This window comes from Methylovorus glucosotrophus, assembly GCF_009858335.1.
GTDB classification, from domain to species: Bacteria; Pseudomonadota; Gammaproteobacteria; order Burkholderiales; family Methylophilaceae; genus Methylovorus; species Methylovorus glucosotrophus.
In genome coordinates, this window is the sequence record NZ_VMSE01000002.1 from 49,159 (window position 1) to 70,128 (window position 20,970).

Sequence of the window (20,970 nt, forward strand, 5' to 3'; positions counted from 1 at the left end):
GAAATAGTCTCAGTTCAAATAAGGTGTTGGTACTGCATAATTTGTTGCTTTGTAACATCCTGCATGGACCGGCCATCCAAGTAGGCTTTGTGCCAGTCAATAATCCATTCCAAAGCTTGGTCAAGATTAATGCGAGGTTGCCATTGCAGTTTGGTTTTGGCTTTGGAGATGTCAAGCTTCAGATAGGTGGCTTCGTGTGGTTGCTCACTATTGTCAATTTGCCAACTCGCCCCATTGCCCCAGATGTTAACCATTCGATCGACAATCCAGCTGACAGGGCGGGCATCATTATCATTGGGGCCAAAGTTCCAAGCCTCTGAGTAAGTGGGGCCATCTGAAATCATTCGCTCAGCTAACTGCATATATCCACTTATGGGCTCTAATACATGTTGCCATGGACGAATGGCATTGGGATTGCGGATGGTAACAGGAGAGCCCTTCTCAATCGCCATCAAGATATCCGGGATCAAGCGATCACCAGCCCAGTCACCACCACCAATTACATTGCCTGCCCGCACAGTGGCTATTGCAACGCCATGATGCGAAAAGTTTTCCGGATTGAAAAATGAAGACCGGTACGCGGCGGTTGCAAGTTCGGCGCATCCTTTGCTGTTGCTGTAAGGGTCAAAGCCACCCATGGGTTCGTTTTCCCTGTAACCCCAGGCCCACTCGCGGTTTTCATAGCATTTATCTGTTGTGATAATAACGACAGCTTTGACAGAAGGGGTGTGACGTACAGCTTCAAGCAGATGAACTGTGCCCATTAAATTTGTGGCATAAGTTTCTACAGGGTTCTTGTAGGAGTAGCGGACCAAAGGCTGGGCCGCCATATGAAATACAATCTCTGGTTGAAACGTTTGTAAGCTGTGGGTCAGCCTGGCCAAGTCTCGAACATCACCAATATCTGAGGTCATGCCGTCGGATATTGAGGCGATCTCAAAAAGGCTGGGAGATGTTGGTGGTTCCAGGGAAAAGCCTTTGAGGTTAGCCCCCAGGCTTTGCATCCATAAAGACATCCACCCGCCTTTGAACCCTGTATGGCCAGTCAGAAAAACTTTACGACCTCTCCAGAATGAAGGGGTCATGACCAAACCTTCCAAGGTGCATTGCCACTAGCCCACAACTCTTCTAGATGTGTTTTATCTCTAAGAGTGTCCATTGGCTGCCAGAATCCTTCGTGCTGATAGGCAGCCAATTGACCCTCGTTGCACAATGCTTCCAGTGGTTCGCGTTCCCAGATGGTAGCGTCGTCTTCGATGTAATCAATTACTTTGGGAGACAGGACGAAAAATCCGCCATTGATCATACCGCCATCCCCCTTGGGCTTTTCTTGAAATCCCATTACTTTGGTACCGTTGAGTGCAAGAGCGCCAAAACGGCCTGGAGGAAGGGTTGCAGTGACTGTTGCCAGCACATTTTGCTGATTGTGAAATTGGATAACATCCTTGATTGGCACATTACTTACGCCATCACCGTAAGTGAGACAGAAAGCTTCTTCATCTCTCACGTAATCCGCTATTCTTCTGATACGACCACCGGTCATGGTCTCATCCCCTGTATCTACTAGCGTGACTCTCCATGGCTCAGCTTTGCGATGATGTACTTCCATCGTGTTATCTTGCATATTGAATGTGACATCAGACATATGCAAAAAATAATTGGCGAAGTATTCTTTAATTACATAGCCTTTATAACCGCAGCAGATTACAAAGTCTTGAATACCATGGTGTGAATATATTTTCAGGATGTGCCATAAAATAGGTTTTCCACCAATTTCTATCATGGGCTTGGGTTTAAGGTGAGTTTCCTCTGAGATGCGGGTCCCTAGCCCGCCTGCCAAAATGACTGCCTTCATGATTGCCCGCATATAATTTTAATTAAAAATTATATCATAGGGTCTCTGTCGCTTTATATTGGTACTCGTCAGATCGAGCTCCCGTATCTCGCAAACTGATTTGAGATGGAGAAGGAATTGCCCCGGGTCTTAAATCTCTTCCTGCACAATTTGAAATGGCTGTGACAATAGGTCTCTAATCGTCGAGAGTAGTGCAGGTGCTGGGATTATCGAGTATCACCTTGCCTGATGCCTGAATTTAAGCAATAGTTAATTGAGGCAGAGATGCAGCCGAGGCAATTTCCTACTCAATCAACCCCAATTCCTTAAGTCTCGCTCTCAGAATATTCCGGCTGATACCAAGCAATCTCGCTGTATGCACCTGATTATGATGGCAAAAATCATAGGCTTTGCTCACCAGCAGGTTGTTGACGATGTCGAACAGCTTGTCCGGTGATTCCTGAAATAGCTCATAAAACACCGTTTCCAGTGGGTAGGTGGAAACCTCGCTGCTCTGACCAGCGGAGGGCTTGGCAGGTTTTGCGGGATGATGCGGCCGGGTCGTGTGTTCCTCGCGTTGCAGCAGGGAGTGCGGCAGGTTGAGGTCGTGCGGTTGCAGCGTGTTGGTGTTCGAGACCAGCAATGCGCGGTGGATCACGTTTTCCAGCTCGCGGATATTGCCTGGCCAGGGGTATTCGAGCATCACGCGGATGGTTTCCGGGGCCAGTTGGGGCGCAGCAGTCTGGAGTCTTTCCTTGTATACATTCAGGAAGTGTTCCACCAGTGGCAGGATGTCGCCACGGCGCTCGCGCAATGGCGGCAGGTTGATGGGCACGACCTTGATGCGATAGTAAAGATCTTCGCGGAAGCGGCCGGCACGCACGGCTTCTTCCAAATCCACATTGGTGGCGGCAATCAGGCGTACATTAATCGGGATGGCCTTGCGCGCGCCTACCCGCACCACTTCACGCTCTTGCAATACGCGCAGCAGTTTCACCTGGGTGGATTGTGGCAAGTCGCCGATTTCATCCAGAAACAGCGTGCCGCCATTGGCGGATTCAAACCAGCCGATTTTGGACTGCGATGCACCAGTAAAGGCGCCGCGTTCGTAGCCGAATAATTCGCTTTCTACCAGCGTTTCAGAGAATGCGCCGCAATTAACAGCCTGAAAAGGCGCATGTTTGCGCTCGCTGAGCGCGTGCATCTGGCGCGCAATCAGTTCCTTGCCGGTGCCGGTTTCGCCAATAATCAATGCGGTGGCATCGCTCTTGGCTACGCGCTCTATCATTCTCAGCAGCTGTTGCGATTTGGGGTCGCTGAATACCAGGGCGCTGGCCCGGATGGACAAGCTGACAGAGGATGGATTTGGGTGCGTGATGACGTGCTCGGCCCCTTTTGGTGGCTGAGTTGGCTCGTCGTCTTCCAGGTCATAGTCCCATAATTGAGTTCGCATTGTGTGACGCTCTCTTTGGTAAATTGCAGTGCGCAATATAGCTAAATGTTATTAACATTTCCACTAATATCACATTATACCAATATAAGATATGGTTATATCTTATTCAGGCTCATGCAAATTAAGCCATGTAAAAAGTGGTGGTCAGGCAACAGTCTTGTGTTTGCAGATGTTTGCCTGCCAACACTTGCTTGATCATATCCACCTGGGTAAAGGCAGTGTGTGTTTCATAGGTCAGTGAATTTAAACAATTAAAATTAATCATGCTGTGCTGGTTCTTTTTGGCATAGCTCTTGCCCCTGCTTGTTTATGCATCATTGGATGCAATACATATACCAACGTAGAGGGCAAAAAAATGAGCGTGATCGCTGTTGAAGCAAAAAGAGAGCTGGACGATTTTGTACAAAGCGTGCTGGAAGAGTCGCAACTGGCATTTGATGTGTTCCGCGAGACCGGAACCATCACGGCCAATGGCACGGTAGGTTTTGTCGAGCGTGTGCCAGGCCAGGAACAACTGGTGATCGTCAATTACGGTGGGCCTTTCAACAAGGGCAAAAAGCTGGAAGCGCTGGTGGTGGATTTTGATGGCAATGTCGTCATCGGCAAAAGCGGCCTGGGCAATACCCGTTACAACAAGCTGTTCAAGCAGCATGCGGATGTCACCTCGATTTCCCACGTGCATTCCCCTTATCTGGGCGCATGGGCGCAGGCACACCGGCCTTTGCCTATCCGTTACGTGCCGGTGCAGCGCTTTAACCTGATTCGTGAAATCCCGATCTATATCGACCGTCGTCAGCAGGAAGTCGATTTCATTCTGGATCAGATTCGCCTGAATCCCCACAACACCGCGATTCTGGAAGCCAATGGCGGTTCAACCGTCTGGGGCAAGCAAGGCCTGCGCAAGCTGGCCGAATTCATTCTGCTGCTGGAAGAGGGCGCATTGATCCAAAGCCTGGCGGATTCACTCGGCGGCTCGCGTGATTATGGTCCTGGTGTACTGACCCAGCAGTGGAAGATGGCCAAGATTTATGACCAGGCCAAGGCGCTGGGATTGGTGCCTGCCAACGACAGTGCACCTGCCAGTCTCCAGGCAGCAGGCTAAGGGGATATCCGTGAGCTCAACCACTGCACAAGCCATAGACCGGCTCTGGTTCACCCGTTGCCCGGTGCCCACTGCCACCGGTCTCGCCCACAAGCTGGGCTGGCTGGAATCCGAGTTTGCCGCGGATGGCATTGCCCTTTTCACCTTGCAGGATCATCGTGAGCTGGCGCGTCATCATTACGATCACCAGCTGCCCACGCTGATTCGCGAGGGCGGCAATCTGTTGGCCATCGCAGCGCGGGCACAAGGGGCGCCTACACGCCTGATCGGCCTCACCTGGATTGATGAATGGCAAACCATTCTGGTACGGCCCGACTCTGGCATTACCGAGCCCGCTCATCTCAAGGGGCTGCGTCTGGCATTGCCCGCTTTCATAGAGCACCCTCTGCATGAACACATTCGCGGCAGCAGCATTGCGCGCGGCATGAGCCTGCATGGGTACAAGGGCGCCCTGAAAATCGCCGGACTGACGCTGGATGATGTGCAGCTGGTGGAAGTGGGCTCCGGACAAGGTGGCCGTGAGGATCTGGGCGGCTTGTGGGCCGGTATCGAGCAACTGGCGGCGGGCAAGGTGGATGCCGTGTATGTCAAAGGTGCCTCTGCAGTAGAGGCCGCACAGCGGCAGGGTGTGGTCGTTGGTATCAATCTGGATACCTACCCGGACCTGCAGTACCGCGTGAATAACGGCACGCCGCGCCCGATCACTGTCCATGAGCAACTGCTGCAGGAGCATCCAGAGCTGGTCGCGCGCTTTCTGTATCAATCCTTGCGCGCATCCGAGTGGGCAAAAACCAATCTGGAAGGGGTGCGCAAGGTGCTGGAAGGGGAGACGCGCTCTGGCGGTATCGGCGTTCAGCAAGCCTACGGGGATCAATTCCATCTGAGTCTGGCCCCCGATTTGTCCGAGCAGCGGGTGCATCTCTTCCAGCAGCAAAAGAACTTCATGTTGATCCATGGGCTACTGGATCGCGACTTTGATCTCGATGCCTGGATAGACCGAGGCCCGCTGGAGACCGCCATCGGCTGGCTGCAAACAGAGCGAAAAGCAGCCTGAGCGTAGTGGGCGCATTGTCCCAAATGAATGAATTAAGGAGCAGGTAATGAAAGTGAATGTGGTGTATCGCCTGGCGATACTGGCAGCAAGTGTGGCGGCATTCTGGGCGTTTGTCGCCCAGCAGGCCGTGGCAGAAGAAGCACCGAAGGTGGTGCGCATTGCCGTGGTGGCTTATAACCTGGCAGGCAAGACGTCCTACATGGGCGTGGATGCGGTCAACAATGAAGGCGGCCTTGAACAAAGCCTGGCCAAAAAAGGCATCAAACTGGAGTGGGTGCCAGCCTCGCACTCCGGGGTCGGTCCTATCATCAATGAAGCCTTTGCCAACGGCACCATTGATTTTGCCGCCTATGGCGATTTGCCACCGATTATCCTCAATGCGGCCAAGCCGGTTGTTCAACTGGTGGCGCCCTGGGGCAGCAATGGCAACTCCTATCTGGTGGTGCCTGCCAACTCCACGGCCAAGAGCATTCTTGATCTCAAGGGCAAACGCATTGCCTTGCATCGTGGCCGCCCATGGGAAGCCACCTTTGCCAGCCTTGCCGCTTCGCAAGGGCTGACCCTCAAGGATTTCAAGATTGTGAACGTCAATCCGCAAGTCGGCGCCGCTGCGCTTGCCAGCGGTACGGTAGATGGCTTTTTCAGCCTGAATGATGCCTACAACCTGCAGGATAAGGGCGTCGGTCGCATTATCTGGTCCACCAAGACCTCGCTCACGGATCAGAAGCTGCGTGGCGGTATCTGGGCGACCAACGATTTTGTGAACAAATACCCGGAAATTACCCAGCTGGTGGTGAATGCTTATGTCAAAACCAGCTATTGGGCATCGCAGGAAGCCAATCGCGATAAATACATCAAGGACTACCTGAGCCAGGTGCAGCCGGAGTCGGTGGTTCGCCGAGATTACGAAAGCGATGCCGTGCCATGGAAAGATCGCTGGTCGCCCGTGTATGACGGCGTTCTCACCGCCCATTATCAACGCCTGGCTGCCTACGCCAAAAGCTCGGGCTTGATCCGCAATGATGTCAGTGTCCAGCAACTGCTGAACCCGCGTTTTGTGAATCAGGCACTCAAGGATCTGGGGATAGAGCACTATTGGGTGGCGCGCTCTGCGCCGCCTCCGGTGAATGTGGCTCAAGCCAGGAACTAGCAAGAAGCCGTCGCAAGACGGCTTTTTTCATGGCTGTTGCAGGGGAAACAAAAGCCGCCGTATTTGCTGTTGCCTGAGCAACAGTTGATTTTTTTATGGGATGGGTGGTTTTTTTAAATAGCTGAAAATAAACAATAAAAAATACATACCCATGGCTGGCATATGCCTTGCATAGTCATATAGACATTCATGCTCATGCTGTTTTGGAATAAACAGTCATGGGTAAACAGACATTAGGTCGCAATACGATGCGGCATTGAAAAAGAGGTTGGCAGGCATGGCAGTGACAAGGGCAGTAATCGATTTCAGGCGGAGTGAAGAGCCAAAAGATGAGGCAGAGCAGCAGCCTGCGTCGTATGCGCTACAGCTGGATCATGTATCCAAAAGCTACCTCCTGCATGGCGAGCCGCTCAAGGTGCTGGATGATATCCAGCTGGATATCCGTTCTGGCGAGTTTGTCTCCATCGTCGGCGCCAGTGGTTGCGGCAAATCCACGCTGCTGCGCCTGATTACCGGCCTGGATGCGCAGTACCAGGGCAATATCGTGTATCAGGGCCAGCGTATCTCCGGTACGTCGCTCGATCGCAGCATTGTGTTTCAGGAGCATCGCCTGTTCCCCTGGCTGACCGTGGAAGAAAACATTCTGCTGGCGTTTTCGGCGACCAATGTTTCGCAGGAAGAGCGCCATGCCCGCGTCAAGGCGCAGATTGCCACCGTGGGGCTGACCGGCTTCGAGAAAGCCTATCCCCACCAGATTTCAGGCGGCATGTCACAACGTGTTGCCATCGCCCGCGCGTTGGTGTTGCGGCCCCAGCTCTTGTTGCTAGATGAGCCATTTGGCGCGCTGGACGTGCTGACCCGCATGAAGCTGCAACACGAACTGCAGCGCCTGTGGGAGCAAGAAGGATTAACTACGGTGCTGGTCACCCATGATGTGGAAGAAGCCGTGTTCCTGGGCGACCGCATTGTGGTGATGACATCACACCCTGGCCGTATAAAACGCATTGTCCCGGTGAAGCTGCCACGTCCGCGCATACGCTCGGCGAGCGAGTTTCAACGCATACGCGATGATGTATTGAGCGATTTTATTTGATGCGCAATCCACCCATTACTTATCGAAAGGAGAAAGGTCATGTCTAGTCTTTCGAATTCTCAGCCGAGTTACCCGTCAGGTTACACAAAGCTCGGCGCGTTGCCGGACATAGAAGAAAATTTATCGGTTCTTAAAGACGCTGTGGCGCGTGCCGTCTCGGATGGCGGCGAGCGTTTCGGGCTCTACCGCAATCGTGCCCTGGAGCAGCTGGAAAGCTCAAGCAAGTGGATGACACAACGCAACAGCGGCATCGTGGCGCTGGTGGTGATTGCGCACATTGTCGGTATTTCGGCCTATCTGGAATCACAACGCGTGCCGCCAAAGCCGCCTGCCCCCAAAGAGGTCGTGATCGAATTTATCAAGCCAGCGCCCAAGATTGAGCCTGAAAAGAAAATCGAGCCGCCACCTCCGCCACCGCCACCCAAGGTCGAGCGCAAACCGCAGCCCGCCAAGCCAGTTCAGGCATTGAAGACGGCGCCTGCTGAGCCGGATATCAAACCCAGCGACATGACCGTGCAGGAAAACACCACGGTGCAGCATACACCTGAGCCTGTGCAGGCCGTGCCTATGCCACCGCCTGCACCACCCGCGCCCAAGGAAGAGCCACTGACCGAGGCCGTGGGCTATGCCGGTTATCTGAACAATCCGCCACCTGAGTATCCCGCGTTTGCCCAGCGTCAAGGCTGGGAGGGCAAGGTCATTCTGCGTGTGCGCGTATTGGCAAGCGGCAAGCCGGGTGCTGTGGAGGTGAAGCAATCCAGCGGTCGCAAGACACTGGATGAAGCGGCCCTCGAAGTCGTCAAAAACTGGGTATTTGCCCCCGCCAAGCGCGGTAGCACCCCGGTGGATGGTTGGGCCACCGTGCCTATCGAATTCCGGCTGGCCAAGTAAGTTGGTCGCCAGGTTACGCATTTATTAAATATCGCTAAATTAAATATTGTTAAGTTAAGGAAATCATTATGGCAATCAGTTCATCAACCTCCCTCATCGTCGATAGTGTGCTTTGGACACTGGTCGCATTTTCTGTGGTCACTTGGACGCTGCTGGCGGTGAAAGGCGTACAGAATTTCCGCGCCGGCTATCAGAACAAACGTTACAAGAAGGCATTCTGGGCGGCGCCGGATTTACTCTCCGCGGCGGAAATCAACGACTTCAAAGGCCCAGCTGCCCGCGTGGCACAGGCAGGTTTCAATGCCCTGCGCGATGCCGATACCCCAAGGCAGCATGACCTGGAGCACAGCGGCGAGCGTCAGGACTTGCTGGAGCGGTCCTTGCGCCAGCAGATCCTGAAAGAGCGTCGCAGCCTGGAAAGCGGTCTGGCCATCCTCGCCAGCATTGGCAGCACCTCACCGTTCGTCGGCCTGTTTGGCACGGTGTGGGGCATCATGCACGCGCTGACCGATATCGGTCGTCTTGGCACCGCCAGCCTGGAAGTGGTGGCCGGCCCTATCGGTGAAGCACTGGTTGCTACGGGCCTGGGTATTGCGGTCGCCGTGCCTGCCGTGCTGGCCTATAACTTCTTTACCCGCCGCCTGAAGCTTGCAAGTGGCGATCTGGATGATTTCGCCGCTGACCTCATCAACCTGTCACGCAAGGTATCGTTCCGCAACAGCAACAAGCCCGACGTGGCATCGTCCGTGGTCAATATCAAGAAAGAGGCATTCGCATAATGGCATTCTCTACAAGTAACGACGCCGATGAGGTATTGAGCGAAATCAACATCACACCGCTGGTGGATGTGATGCTGGTGTTGCTGGTGGCTTTTATCGTCACCATTCCCGTGCTGAATAACGCGATTACGGTCAATCTGCCGAAAACCGCGCCGACCCAGCCTGCCGAGCAGAAAAAAGCCGTGAGCCTGAGTGTGGATGCCCAGGGCAAGGTGTTTATCGACAAGCGCGAGCTGGCGGTGGCTGATGTCGAGCGCGAGCTGAAAGCATTGCACGCTGCCGACCCAGACCTGAGCTTGCACCTGAGCTCGGACGAGTCGGTGAATTACGGCACGGTGGCCAAGGTCATGGCCGCGATTGAGCGGGCAGGCATTACCCGGCTTGCTGTATTAACCAACGCAGAATAGCGGGCGCAGGCAGATGAGTATCGGTATTCGGGCCGCCATTGGCCTTAATCGTGTGGCCGGGCGCGTGCATTATCGCAAGCTCAAGCTGGCAGCGTTTGTATCGCCCGTCCTGCTGGTGCTGCTATGGGGCTGGGTCAGTCACCTGCAGCTCATTTCCCCGCAGCTGCTGGCATCGCCACTGGAAGTCGCCAGTACCTTTCAGGAGCTGCTGGCATCCGGTGAGTTGCAGGAGCATCTCAGCAAAAGCCTGTCGCGGTTGGCTTTTGGTTACAGCCTGGGGGCATCGGCCGGGCTGCTGTTTGGCATCCTGATGGCCTTGTCCAAAAACGTGGGGGCGCTGTGCGCTCCGCTGTTTCATGGCATACGCCAGATTCCCACCATCGCGCTGATCCCGATTTTCATCCTGCTGCTAGGGGTGGATGAAAGCTTCAAGATTGCCATTGTCATCAAGGCCTCGTTCTTCACGGTGGCACTGGCTGCCTATGAAGCTACCCGTGGTGTCTCTGTTAACTACCTGGAAGTGGCGCGGGTATACAAGCTGCCCTGGACCACACTCTATGGCAAAGTCATTATCCCGGCGATTTTCCCGCCGGTGCTGACGGGGTTGCGCATTGCGTTTGCCCGCTCATGGACCGTGCTGGTGGCGGCCGAGCTGCTGGTGGCGGATAGTGGCCTTGGGCAGATGATGCAGATGGGGCGCGATATGTTCCGCCTGGATATTGTGCTGGTCGGCGTCGTGCTGACAGGCGTGATCGGTTTTTGCATAGATCGCAGTTTTAAATGGGGCGAAGCCCATCTGGTGCGCTGGCGCGTCGCCTGAGGAGTAGGTAGTCATGCGTTCAATTTCTTCTTTGTTTTCCCGGATAGGCCTGGGCCGTCGCGCGGTCGGCCTTATCCTGCCAATACTGCTGCTCCTGGGCTGGCAATATATGTCCACTCGCGGCGCCTCGTTTGCCTATGCTTTTTCGTCGCTGTCGCAAATGCAGGAAGCCCTGCGGGAGCTGATCGCCAGTGGTGACCTGCAGGTCAATCTGGCGGCGAGTTTGCAGCGGGCGCTGACCGGGCTCGCCATCGGTGGTTCGTTTGGCCTGGTGCTGGGGGTTTCCATGGCCAGTTCCCGCATCGTCGATACCTCGGTGGGGCCGCTTTACCATATCCTGCGTCAGGTGCCACTGATGGGGCTGGTGCCGGTATTCAGCCTGTGGCTGGGCAATGGCGATACCGCCAAGCTGTTTATCGTGTGCCTGTCGGCGTTTTTCCCGCTGGTGCTGGCCACTTATGAAAGCCTGCGCCAAGTGGATGGCAAATTTCTAGAAGTGGGTAATGTGCTCAGGTTGAGCCGAGTCCAGCAGTTCCGGCATATCCTGCTGCCCGCTGCTTTGCCCAATATTTTTACCGGCGTTTCGTTCGCGTTGGCCATGGCATGGCTGTCTACTATCGGCAGCGAGATTCTGTTCAATGCCGGGGCTGGACTGGGCAATCTGATGATGAATGCCGAAATGGCCTCGCGCATGGATATCTTGGTGGTCGTGACCATACTGATCGGCGTGGTCGGTTATCTGCTGACTTTTGTGCTGTATCGCATCACAGCCCATCTTTTCCGCTGGCGCAAAGTCGCTAACGAGTAACAAGCCCTTAACAACAGCACCATAACAACAATAATTCACCATGACACACACCACCGAGTTTACCTACACCCGCTCCCCTGTTCCGACGCCATTGGGGTTGGCGATACAACTGGGCCTGCTGGAGCGGGAATTTGCCGGGGATATTGCTCTTCGTTCCCTGATCGAGTCAGACAAACCCTCTGACCTGGTCTCGCACTTTGACCACCGGCTGCCCAATCTCTTTCGGCAGGGCGGCAATACCCCCGCCATCTGGGCCAAGGCCAATGGCAGCGACACCCGGGTGATCGGCATCAGCTGGACTGACGAATATCAGGCCATCATCACGCTGCCCGGTTCCGGCATACGCACGGCGCATGATCTCAAGGACCGCAAGGTTGGTATTCCCATCCACCAGATCGCCAGCGACTACAACCGCGCTGCCGCGCTGCGGGCTTTTTATGTGGCGCTGGAACAGGCGGGTCTCGGTCTGCGCGATATTGAAGTGGTTGAGCTGCCCGATTCGGCTTATATCACCGTGAATGATATTGATCGGCCCGGTGGCTGGGGCCATGCGCGACACGGCTATGTCAACGAGGTGTATGCCCTGGTGCGCGGCGAAGTGGATGCGATTTACGTCAAGGACGTGCGCGGCGCCGAAATCACCCATCTGCTGGGCGCGCATATTGTGTTCGACCTCGGCTTTCATCCTGACCCGTATATTCGCATCAGCAACTGTGCGCCGCGGCCCCTCACCGTCAATGCCGACACCATTGCCCAGCATCCGGATGTGGTGGAGCGTTTTTTACGGCAAGTCGTGACTGCCGGCCTGTGGGCAAAAAAGAACCGCGAAGAAAGCCTGCGCCTGATCGGCCATGAAACCGGCTGGTCGGAAGCCTGGCTTGATAAAGTACTGGGGCCTGACTTTCACCAGAATCTGGTGATCACGCTGAACCAGCAAGCCATCGACGGCCTCACCATCGCCAAGCAGTTCCTGCTGGAGCATCACTTCATCGAACAGGATATCGACATCGCTGTCTGGATTGACCCCCTGCCGCTGGAGCGGGCGCATGACAATGTACGAAGGATTGCCTGATGTGCAGAACCTTCGTAATAAAAAAGCCTGCAAATGCAGGCTTTTTTATTGGGTAATGGCTTGTATTACTTGTTGGGCTGTGGTGTCAGGCGCAGATAAGGTCTGACGGTTTTGAAACCTTTGGGGAACTTGGCTTTGAGGATATCCGGATCGGTGAGCGAAGGCACGATCACGACGTCTTCGCCGTCTTTCCAGTTAGCGGGGGTTGCCACGCTGTGGTATTCGGTCAGTTGCAGCGAATCGATCACGCGCAGGATTTCATCAAAGTTGCGGCCCGTGCTGGCGGGGTAGGTGATGGTGAGGCGGACCTTTTTGTGCGGGTCGATAACGAATACCGAGCGCACGGTGGTGGTGGCGCTGGCATTGGGGTGGATCAGGTCGTACAGGGTAGAGACCTTGCGATCGGCGTCGGCCAGGATAGGGAAGTTGACCGTGGTGCCCTGGGTTTCGTTGATGTCCTTGATCCAGCCATGGTGAGACGCTACCGGGTCAACGGAAAGCGCGAGCACTTTGACATTGCGCTTTTTGAATTCGTCGGCGAGCTTGGCGGTGGCACCGAGTTCGGTGGTGCACACTGGCGTGTAATCGGCCGGGTGCGAAAAGAGAATACCCCAGCTGTCGCCCAGCCATTCGTGGAATGAGATGGGGCCGATGCTGGAATCCTGGGTAAAGTCGGGGGCGGTGTCGCCCAATTTGAGAGAAGCCATGTATACCTCCTTGACGAGAATAGCCCACACCGGCCATCAGGCCAGCGCGGGCTAGTGAATGGAACGAATTAATGACAGTAATTCGATCTGGTACCGCGATCAAGCTGAGCCGTGATCATGCGGCTTTCTGCTTGCGGGTGCGCAACAGCTCATCCAGCGGACCAGGCGCGATCCAGTCTGCCACGTCAAAGTCAGCCTTGAGGTAGCCCCATTTGAACAGGAAATCCTTGTAGGCACTGAGGCCGGCAATGGAGAGATCGTCCAGCGAAGTACCTTGCTTGAGATGGATGTCGTTGCCATAGGCTTTGCGTACCCACTCGTCCGTGGAGTGCGATTCCTTGGCGATGTAGCTTACGGTGTCGGCTTCATGTGCGGCAGCCCAGTCGGCCACATCCAGAATCTTGCTCAGGAAACGCACTACCAGGTCGGGGCGCTCTTGCAACAGGGCGTTGTCGACGGTAATCGGACGTGGCGCGCTGTTGTTGGCACGGGCGATAGGATCAGGATGGTTGCGTACATCATAGAGCGTGGTGACGCCATGCTTGTGGGCTTCTTCTACGCCGCGCGCGCCTTTGACGTAAATGGCATCGACCTTGCCGGCTTTCAGGGCTTCAAACTCGGTGGCATAGGGCGTGTGGCTGGAGGTCCAGCCCACACCGGCGCCGCCCTGTGGCACGGGCAGGTCTACAAACTGGATATCGTCGGCGCTGAGGCCTGCAGCTTCAAGCGAGACGACAATGCCGCGCAGCGCGCTGGCGCGTTGGTGGTCGATGCTGATGTCGTTCAGTGGCAGTGCAATGCGCTTGCCTTTCAGCTCAGCCACGCTGGTGATGCCGGAGGTGGGCAGGGTAACCACCAGTTGCGCTTCATCCACCCAGTTAAGGCCGATGACGCGGGTGTCGGTGCCATTGGCACGTGCCCAGATGGCAGGCACGCTGCCGCCCTGGCGGAAGGAGTGCGGCAGGCGATGGTCGTAGTGAGACTCGCGCAAATCGGCGTCTGTCACTTCCTGCAGGGTTTTGATGGTGATGTGGTCGGGGGCGAATTCCTGGGCAAACCAGTTTTCACGCGCGGCCAAACCCAAAGGGGTAGGCACTGGGCAGCGTGTGTACCAGATGCTATCGATAGCGGTAACAGACATGAGAGCTCCTCGTGATAAAGATGCGTAGTTAAAAGATCAATTTAAATGCGTGACAGGTATTTGCAGTATCCATACCAGCACGTGACAGGCCTGCCGAAAAAATATTAGCCATTTAAATCAATAGCTTGGTTTGAATGGTCAGCGCATGCCGCTGTTGCAGTGACTCGCAGTCAACAGGCGGCATGGCAGTTCTGCTTCCTAGGCAACAGAGCGCAAGCTGTCAGGCTCGGGCACGGAGGCTTCTTCATACGCCTTGTACAGCTGGCTGTAGGCGCCACCCTTGGCGATGAGGGTGGTGTGGTTGCCGATCTCCTTCACTTCGCCATGCCAGATCACGGCAATGCGGTCGGCATCGCGAATCGTGGCGAGCCGGTGGGCAATGACGATGGCGGTGCGGCCTTCGCACAGGCGACGGAAAGCCACCTGCACGCGGCGTTCGGTATGAATATCCACTGCCGAGGTGGCTTCATCCAGCACCAATACCGATGGGTTGCCGAGATAAGCACGTACCAGGCACACCAGCTGACGCTGACCGTGGCTGAGGAAGGTCCCGAGCGGCCCGACTTCGGTCTGGTAACCCTGTGGCAGCCGTTCCAGTACCTCGTCGGCGCCGAGATCGCGTGCGGCGCGAATCAGCTCTTCATCGCTGAAATCAGGCGCCGCCAGCCGCAGGTTGTGCAACACGCTGCCGGAAAACAGCACGTTATCCTGCAGCACGACCCCGACTTTGCGGCGTAGCACTTGTTGCGGATACTCCCGCACATCCACATCATCCAGCAGCACGGCGCCGCCCTGCACTTCGTAAAAGCGCGTCAGCAACTGCACCAGCGTACTCTTGCCATGGCCGGTTGGGCCGACGATGGCCAGCACTTCGCCTGCCGCCACCTGCAGGTTGAGGTGACGAATCACCGGGCGGCTGCCGTCCTGCTGGTAGCCAAACACCACATCGCGAAATTCCACGCTGCCGCGTGGCAGCAAGGGGTTGCGGGGGGTCGCCGGATCATTGATTTCGGGCTCGGTGTCCAGCATGAGAAAAATCCGCTGGGCAGACGAGGCGCCCGAGGTGTAGCGTTCCAGGAGCTCATTCAGCTCCTGCAGCGGTCCCAGGAAAAGATGCACATAGAACAGACTCTGTGCGAGCTGGCCTACTGTCATTTCGTGCTGGGCAATGCCCAGGCCACCGGCGAGCAGCAGGGCCGCCTGCCCCACGGTGCTGAGCAGCTGGGTGGTCGGCAGGAACCAGCCCGTGCGGATATTGCCCTTGACCAGCGTCTGGTTGAAGTCATCCACCAGCGCGCTGTAGCGGGCTTCGTTGGCGTCTTCCTGTACGGTTTGCTTGATGATGCGCACGCCGGAAACAGTCTCTACCAGGTGCGCGGTAAACCGCGCGCGTGCTTCGGCCACTCGCGCCCAGTTGTGTTCCGAAATGCGCTTGAACAGCCAGGTGCCCAGGATCAGCAATGGCGTGATGCTGGCGAGGGCCAGCAGCAGCTTGGGCGAAATCCACCACAGGGCAAACGCCGCGCCCACCAGGCGCAGCACCGCAGACAACAGCTCCGGCGGCCCCTGGATCAGCAGGGGTTCCAGCGCATCTACATCGCGGTCGGCGCGCGAAATGATACGACCGGCCTTGGTGCTATCAAAATAGCGGATGCTGAGCGCCTGAATATGACGGAATACCCGCACGCGTAGGGCGTTGAGGATGTGAATGGCCGTCGAGCCCGCGAGGTATTGCGAGACTGCGGCGAAGGCAAAGCGCAGCGCCCAGGTGAGCCCCATGCCCAGCGCCATCCATACCAGCAGCGGTGTATTGAGTACTAGCCCTTTTGCGGTCTGGATAAAGCCGTGATCGATGACTTGGCCAACAAACCATGGCCGCAAAAAGATGATGCCGACCAGTATTACCTCAATGCCGATAATGGCGGCAATACGGCCTTTATACGGCGCCAGCAGCGGTAACAAACGCCAGAACATATTGCGGTCCAGGCTCTTTTTGGCGAGCTTTTGCTCCAGCTCAATGTCATTCAGGGCGCGCTCTTGGCGCAGGGACTCAGCCATGATGGACTCCTACCAGTTCGCGATATTCCGCATGATGTTCAAGCAAATGGGTGTGCTGGCCTTCGGCCACGATACGGCCTTTGTCCAGCACGGCGACACGGTCTGCCAGCAGAATGGTGGACAGCTTGCTGGCAATCAGCAGCACGGTCACCGCCTGGCCGCTGGCATCGCGCAGGCGGCGAATGTTATCCAGCACGCGGCGCTCGGTCAGCGCATCCAGTGCGCTGGTGGCATCGTCCAGAATGAGGATGCTGGGATGCGCCAGGAAGGCGCGGGCCAGGCTGATGCGCTGGCGCTGCCCGCCAGATAGGGTAATGCCGCGATCGCCGATGCGGGTCTGCAAGCCATCCGACAGCGAGTCCAGCACATCGCGTGCGGCCGCCAGCTCCAGCGCTTCCAGCAGCTCGGCTTCGCTGGCCTGCGGTCTTGCCAGGCGCAGATTGGCCTCCAGCGTATCGGAAAACAGAAAGCTTTCTTGCGGCACGACATGGATGCGTCGCCGCAACTCATCCAAGCGGAACTGGTGGACGTTTTGCCACCCAGACGATGCAGAACCAATATCCACACTGCCATGGCTCGCATCCAGCAGCCTTGGCAGCAGAGCGGCCAGGGTGCTTTTGCCCGAACCGGTAATGCCGACCAGCGCCAGGATTTCCCCCGGGGCTGCGCTTAAATGGCAATGCTGCAAAATGGCGTTGCCACCGGCGGCTTGTACGGTGACATCGTGCAAACGGAAACCGAGCGCTACTTTGGGGATGCTGTCATTACCGCCCACGATGGTCGGTGATTCGTCCAGCAGCTCCCAGATGCGGCCAGCGGAAGAGCGGGCATCGGCAAATACCTGCATCACGCGGCCGATAGGCTCAATGCGGAAAATCAGCGTATTGGCGACCAGCAGGGAGGCAATGAGCGCACCGACTTCCAGCTGGCCTTGCTGGATCAGCCAGGCACCAAAACCCAGAATCCAGACCTGGGAAAGCGCAACCAGCGTTTGCGGCAGTGGCGTATGAACCGCCGCGTAGGCCAGCGCTGTGTGGGCATGGCGCACAAAGGTCTGCACGAAGCCCTCAAAAGCGCCAATGCGCGAGGATTCCAGGGCAAACGCCTTGATCACGCGCACGCCGTTAATGCCTTCACTCAGTTCCTGATTCACCTGGTCATACGCCTGGCCCACGGCGCGATCCAGCGTGACCAGTTGATCGGTCTGGCGAATGAAAATGGCAATACCTGCCAGCACGAAAGCCAGCGTGCCCAGGCCCAGCCACACGTTGTAAAGGCAGAGCAGGCCGATGGAAACCAGTATCCACACACTGGCCTCAAACACCTGGCGCCAGAAGTTGATCAGCGCATCGCGCACCTTGTCGGCATCGCGCGTGGTGCGGGTGACCATTTCGCCTACCCCGTGCTGCAGGTGGTAGGCGAGGTCCAGGCGCTGCACCTGCACCAGAATGCGCTCGCGCAGCAGCGAAAGGAGATCCTGACCAATGATCAGCGACAGCACGCCGGCAAAGTATTGCAGGATGCCACGGCCGGTAGCGACAGCAAGAATAATGGCGATCCAGTACCAGGCCACGGCAAGATCATAGTGGCCATTGGGCAGGAGCTTGATGGCTGTCCCGTCATGCACGGCTTGCACGGCATGGCCGATCAGCCAGAGTTGCCAGGCCATGCCGGCGTTCACCAGTAAAAACAGAAGGGCCGTCAGGCTGAAGCGCCATGGCATGGTGCGATATAGCCACAGGCAGCGGAGTAGCGGATGGGTGGGGGAGATGGACATAGTGCCTCGCATAAAACGTAAAAAGCGGATACCCGGCACGTGGCCGGATATCCGCTACAGGGGCTCTGTTTAGAAACGCAGTGTCAGCGATACACCAGCAGTACGGGGTGCGCCATAGATAGCGGTGGAACCGGTTGCAGGCGTGGCTGGCAACGCATGTGCCAGATACTCCTTGTCAAACAGGTTGTTCACGTACCCGGTAATGGCCAGACGATCACCTTTGGTGCTCCAGGTTACGCGTGCATTGACGATGGAGTAGCCTTCCTGGCTCAGCAGTTTGTAATAGGTGTTCTGCGCGGTGTTCTGTGCATTTACAAAGTAATATTGCTGACCGGTATAACGCCAATCCAGACTGGTCACGATCTTGTTGTCGTTCGCCAATGGAATGCGATAGTTGGCTGACAGCAAGGTATTCAGGTTGGGGGTACGTACCAGATCGTTGCCGTCGTAGTTGGTGGTGCTGTTCTGTACCTGCAGTTTGTCGAACTCCCCGGATTGCAAGCCGATATTACCGATCAGGCGCAGATTGCTGGTCGGCAGTGCCTCCACTTCAAACTCCGCGCCTTTTACCGTCGCGCTATCCGCATTCTGCAGATACGATACGGTGGTAGTGGCACCCGCAGGCAAGCCCACCACGTTCACCTGAACATCCTTGTAATCGTAGTAGAACAAGGTCGTGTTGAAATTCAGACGACCGTTCAGCCATTCGGATTTGTAGCCGATTTCATAGGCATTCAGCTTTTCCGGTTTTACTGTGTTCAGGGCAGCGGTCGCTGTCGCGGCCGTATTAAAGCCGCCAGACTTTTCGCCGTGCGCAAACTTGAAGAAGGTGCGGCTGGTGTCGCTGATCTTGTATTCCGGCGTGAAATCGTAGGTAAACGAATCCCAGCGTTTTTCCTGATGTGCATCGAAGTTGGTCACGAGGCCAGTCGGATTGTTGTAGCTGCCGATGTAGCTATTCCACCATTGACCCAGGTTGTCCCAACTGGCAGCGGTAATGCCAGCACCAGAGGCCGAGCGGCGGCTGATGTCGACTTCTTTCTTTTCGGTCGACCAGCGCGCGCCCACGGTGGTCTTGAAGGCGTCTGTCCAGTTATATGTAGTGCTGCCAAACAGCGCGAAGCTGGAAGCCTTGTGATCGTAATCGGTGTAGCTGAAGTTGTTCAGAGCGTTGGTGCTGGTGCCGATGTAGGCTGGCACGCTGCCATTAGGCAAGCGGGCGGCAGCGCTGTAGGAACTGATGTCTTCCTTGAAAAAATGTGCACCCGAGAGCCAGTTCCAGCGGTCTTCACGTGGTGACGCGAAGCGGAATTCCTGTGAATACTGCTTGCTGTCGGCCTTGGTATAGCCACGGGAGAGTTCCAGTGCGCTGTTGTCAGCATCATTCAGCACGGTCTGATCCCAATCTTCGTATGCTGAAATGGACGTGAGCGAGTACTTGCCCAGATCCCATTTCAAGGTCAGCGATGCGCCATTCTGGGTTGAGTCGCCGCTGTTTTCGGCATTCGAGCTAACATCCTTGCGGCTGGTGCTGGGGACATAACCAAAGCGGAAAGCACCGCCCGGGCCGGCACCAATCACGGTCTGAATGCTGCCATCGGTTGTGTAGTCGCGACGGTGCACATTGAGCAGGGCTTCCAGATTATCGGTCAGCTGGAACAGCAATTGACCGCGCACGGCGGTGTCCTTGATCGCGCCATCGCGTTGGCCAGTGAATTGGTTGCGGAAGAATCCATCGCTGCTTTGATCATAGAAAGACAAACGGCCAGCCACGCGCTCGCTGACGATTTCGCCGCCGACGGCCCCTTCAAAAATACGCGAGCCGTAGTTGCCGATATCGGCCTTCACATAATTTTCACCCGTATTGAACGAAGGCTTTTTGCTGATGATGTTGACCGCGCCGCCAGTGGTGTTCTTGCCCCACAGCGTGCCTTGGGGGCCGCGCAGGACTTCAACCCGGTCGAGGTCAAACAGCGGGAAGCCACTAGCAGTGGCATTGCTGATATAGACATCATCCAGGTAGATGCCTACCGGGCTGGCCATGTCGATCTGTTGCTGACCGGAACCCACACCACGAATCCACCAGCGTGGGCGACCATTGAACTGGGTGTTGGCGGAGGCATTGGGCACGTAGTTGAGTACCTCGCCTGCGGATTTGCCTATGCCTTTGTCCTGCAACTCCTTGCCGCTTAATACGGTGATGGCGGTTGGCACCTTCTGTGCGGTTTCTTCACGCTTGTTGGCGGTCACCACCACGCTGCCCAGGGAAGCTTCACTTTCGCCCTGGCTATTCACGGTGGCTGGCTGGGCTGCTGCGGTAGTGCCGGTGTCGCTTTTGCCATCTTCGGCGGATTTGGTCTGCGCCGTAGAGGCGTCATTGGCTGGCGTGGCATCAGCGGCATAGGCCTGGCTGATGACCAGGCTGCCAATGAAGACGCTGCTCAACGCACGCAATAGAGGTTTAACGATAAAGCGCGTTTGCGCCGGCTGATCTGATGGGCTGCTCGTTGTTATGGTCATGTTGTTTCCTGTTAAGTGCAAATAAATAAACGACGACATGGGCTAGCGCAGAATCTGTGCCAGCGGTGGATGGCTGTTTGGAATTAACGCTAACTGATTGTTGTAAAAAGATTTAAATGCACAGGCGTGTCGCACTTGTTCACTTGCTGCTGTTTTTGCAGCAACAATTTCTGGTGGGTCTGTTGCGTTTACTGTTGGCAGGGCAACAACGGACCTTCATGTGCCTGCAGGAATCTCCGGACACGAAAAAATCGCGACTGTTGCTCCAGCATCAGCAGTGGTGGAGAAAGTGTTGCGTGCTGCA

At 56.1% G+C, this 20,970-nt stretch carries 18 protein-coding genes; 10 read left to right on the top strand and 8 right to left on the bottom strand.

Annotated features, from left to right (window positions below):
* Positions 1-14: 14 nt before the first annotated feature.
* The 3 genes from rfbG to FNL37_RS11210 all read right to left on the bottom strand — a co-directional run bounded on the left by rfbG (position 15) and on the right by FNL37_RS11210 (position 3,287).
* Entirely contained in the window at positions 15-1,085 is a 1,071-nt protein-coding gene (gene rfbG / locus FNL37_RS11200; RefSeq protein WP_159356239.1) for a CDP-glucose 4,6-dehydratase, read from the bottom strand.
* On the bottom strand, positions 1,082-1,855 hold the full coding sequence (gene rfbF, locus FNL37_RS11205; protein ID WP_159356240.1) for a glucose-1-phosphate cytidylyltransferase: 774 nt from the start codon (positions 1,853-1,855) through the stop codon (positions 1,082-1,084). The genes rfbG and rfbF overlap by 4 nt, the downstream gene beginning before the upstream one ends.
* A 283-nt stretch (positions 1,856-2,138) precedes the next feature.
* The gene (locus FNL37_RS11210) at positions 2,139-3,287 is read right to left on the bottom strand and encodes a sigma-54 interaction domain-containing protein (RefSeq protein WP_159356241.1); all 1,149 of its coding nucleotides are present in this window, start codon (positions 3,285-3,287) and stop codon (positions 2,139-2,141) included.
* A gap of 355 nt (positions 3,288-3,642) precedes the next feature.
* On the opposite strand from FNL37_RS11210, the gene FNL37_RS11215 reads away from it, so the two are divergent.
* The 10 genes from FNL37_RS11215 (at position 3,643) to FNL37_RS11260 (ending at position 12,463) form a co-directional block, all read left to right on the top strand.
* Complete coding sequence (locus FNL37_RS11215; RefSeq protein WP_013440934.1) at positions 3,643-4,389, top strand: class II aldolase/adducin family protein; 747 nt, start codon at positions 3,643-3,645, stop codon at positions 4,387-4,389.
* A 10-nt stretch (positions 4,390-4,399) separates the two neighbouring features.
* Positions 4,400-5,443: an ABC transporter substrate-binding protein gene (locus FNL37_RS11220; RefSeq protein ID WP_425325806.1), complete on the top strand. Its 1,044-nt coding sequence runs from the start codon at positions 4,400-4,402 to the stop codon at positions 5,441-5,443.
* Between the two features lie 46 nt (positions 5,444-5,489).
* Positions 5,490-6,593, top strand: coding sequence for an ABC transporter substrate-binding protein (locus FNL37_RS11225; protein ID WP_159356242.1), 1,104 nt, complete (start codon positions 5,490-5,492; stop codon positions 6,591-6,593).
* 277 nt (positions 6,594-6,870) lie between these two features.
* A complete protein-coding gene (locus FNL37_RS11230) occupies positions 6,871-7,686 on the top strand; it encodes an ABC transporter ATP-binding protein (protein WP_015829132.1) in 816 nt (271 codons plus the stop codon).
* A gap of 39 nt (positions 7,687-7,725) precedes the next feature.
* Positions 7,726-8,577, top strand: a complete 852-nt coding sequence (locus FNL37_RS11235; RefSeq protein WP_159356243.1) for an energy transducer TonB — start codon at positions 7,726-7,728, stop codon at positions 8,575-8,577.
* A gap of 68 nt (positions 8,578-8,645) precedes the next feature.
* Positions 8,646-9,356: a MotA/TolQ/ExbB proton channel family protein gene (locus FNL37_RS11240; RefSeq protein ID WP_159356244.1), complete on the top strand. Its 711-nt coding sequence runs from the start codon at positions 8,646-8,648 to the stop codon at positions 9,354-9,356.
* On the top strand, positions 9,356-9,763 hold the full coding sequence (locus FNL37_RS11245; RefSeq protein ID WP_013440940.1) for an ExbD/TolR family protein: 408 nt from the start codon (positions 9,356-9,358) through the stop codon (positions 9,761-9,763). The genes FNL37_RS11240 and FNL37_RS11245 overlap by 1 nt, the downstream gene beginning before the upstream one ends.
* Before the next feature lie 13 nt (positions 9,764-9,776).
* Positions 9,777-10,583 carry an ABC transporter permease gene (locus tag FNL37_RS11250; protein WP_159356245.1) on the top strand — a complete coding sequence of 269 codons (807 nt, stop codon included), beginning with the start codon at positions 9,777-9,779 and terminating at the stop codon, positions 10,581-10,583.
* A gap of 13 nt (positions 10,584-10,596) precedes the next feature.
* Positions 10,597-11,391, top strand: coding sequence for an ABC transporter permease (locus tag FNL37_RS11255; RefSeq protein WP_159356246.1), 795 nt, complete (start codon positions 10,597-10,599; stop codon positions 11,389-11,391).
* 40 nt (positions 11,392-11,431) lie between these two features.
* Complete coding sequence (locus FNL37_RS11260) at positions 11,432-12,463, top strand: ABC transporter substrate-binding protein (RefSeq protein ID WP_159356247.1); 1,032 nt, start codon at positions 11,432-11,434, stop codon at positions 12,461-12,463.
* 65 nt (positions 12,464-12,528) lie between these two features.
* Here the strand turns inward: FNL37_RS11260 and FNL37_RS11265 are convergent, their stop codons facing one another.
* From FNL37_RS11265 to FNL37_RS11285, 5 genes are all read right to left on the bottom strand, one after another.
* A complete protein-coding gene (locus FNL37_RS11265) occupies positions 12,529-13,170 on the bottom strand; it encodes a peroxiredoxin (protein WP_159356248.1) in 642 nt (213 codons plus the stop codon).
* Between the two features lie 115 nt (positions 13,171-13,285).
* Positions 13,286-14,311, bottom strand: coding sequence for an ABC transporter substrate-binding protein (locus FNL37_RS11270; protein WP_015829140.1), 1,026 nt, complete (start codon positions 14,309-14,311; stop codon positions 13,286-13,288).
* Positions 14,312-14,509: 198 nt separating this feature from the next.
* On the bottom strand, positions 14,510-16,369 hold the full coding sequence (locus tag FNL37_RS11275) for an ABC transporter ATP-binding protein (protein ID WP_159356249.1): 1,860 nt from the start codon (positions 16,367-16,369) through the stop codon (positions 14,510-14,512).
* Positions 16,362-18,146 carry an ABC transporter ATP-binding protein gene (locus FNL37_RS11280; RefSeq protein ID WP_159356250.1) on the bottom strand — a complete coding sequence of 595 codons (1,785 nt, stop codon included), beginning with the start codon at positions 18,144-18,146 and terminating at the stop codon, positions 16,362-16,364. Before FNL37_RS11280 ends, FNL37_RS11275 begins: the two co-directional genes overlap by 8 nt.
* Positions 18,147-18,215: 69 nt before the next feature.
* A complete protein-coding gene (locus FNL37_RS11285; protein WP_159356251.1) occupies positions 18,216-20,666 on the bottom strand; it encodes a TonB-dependent receptor in 2,451 nt (816 codons plus the stop codon).
* Positions 20,667-20,970 lie beyond the last annotated feature (304 nt).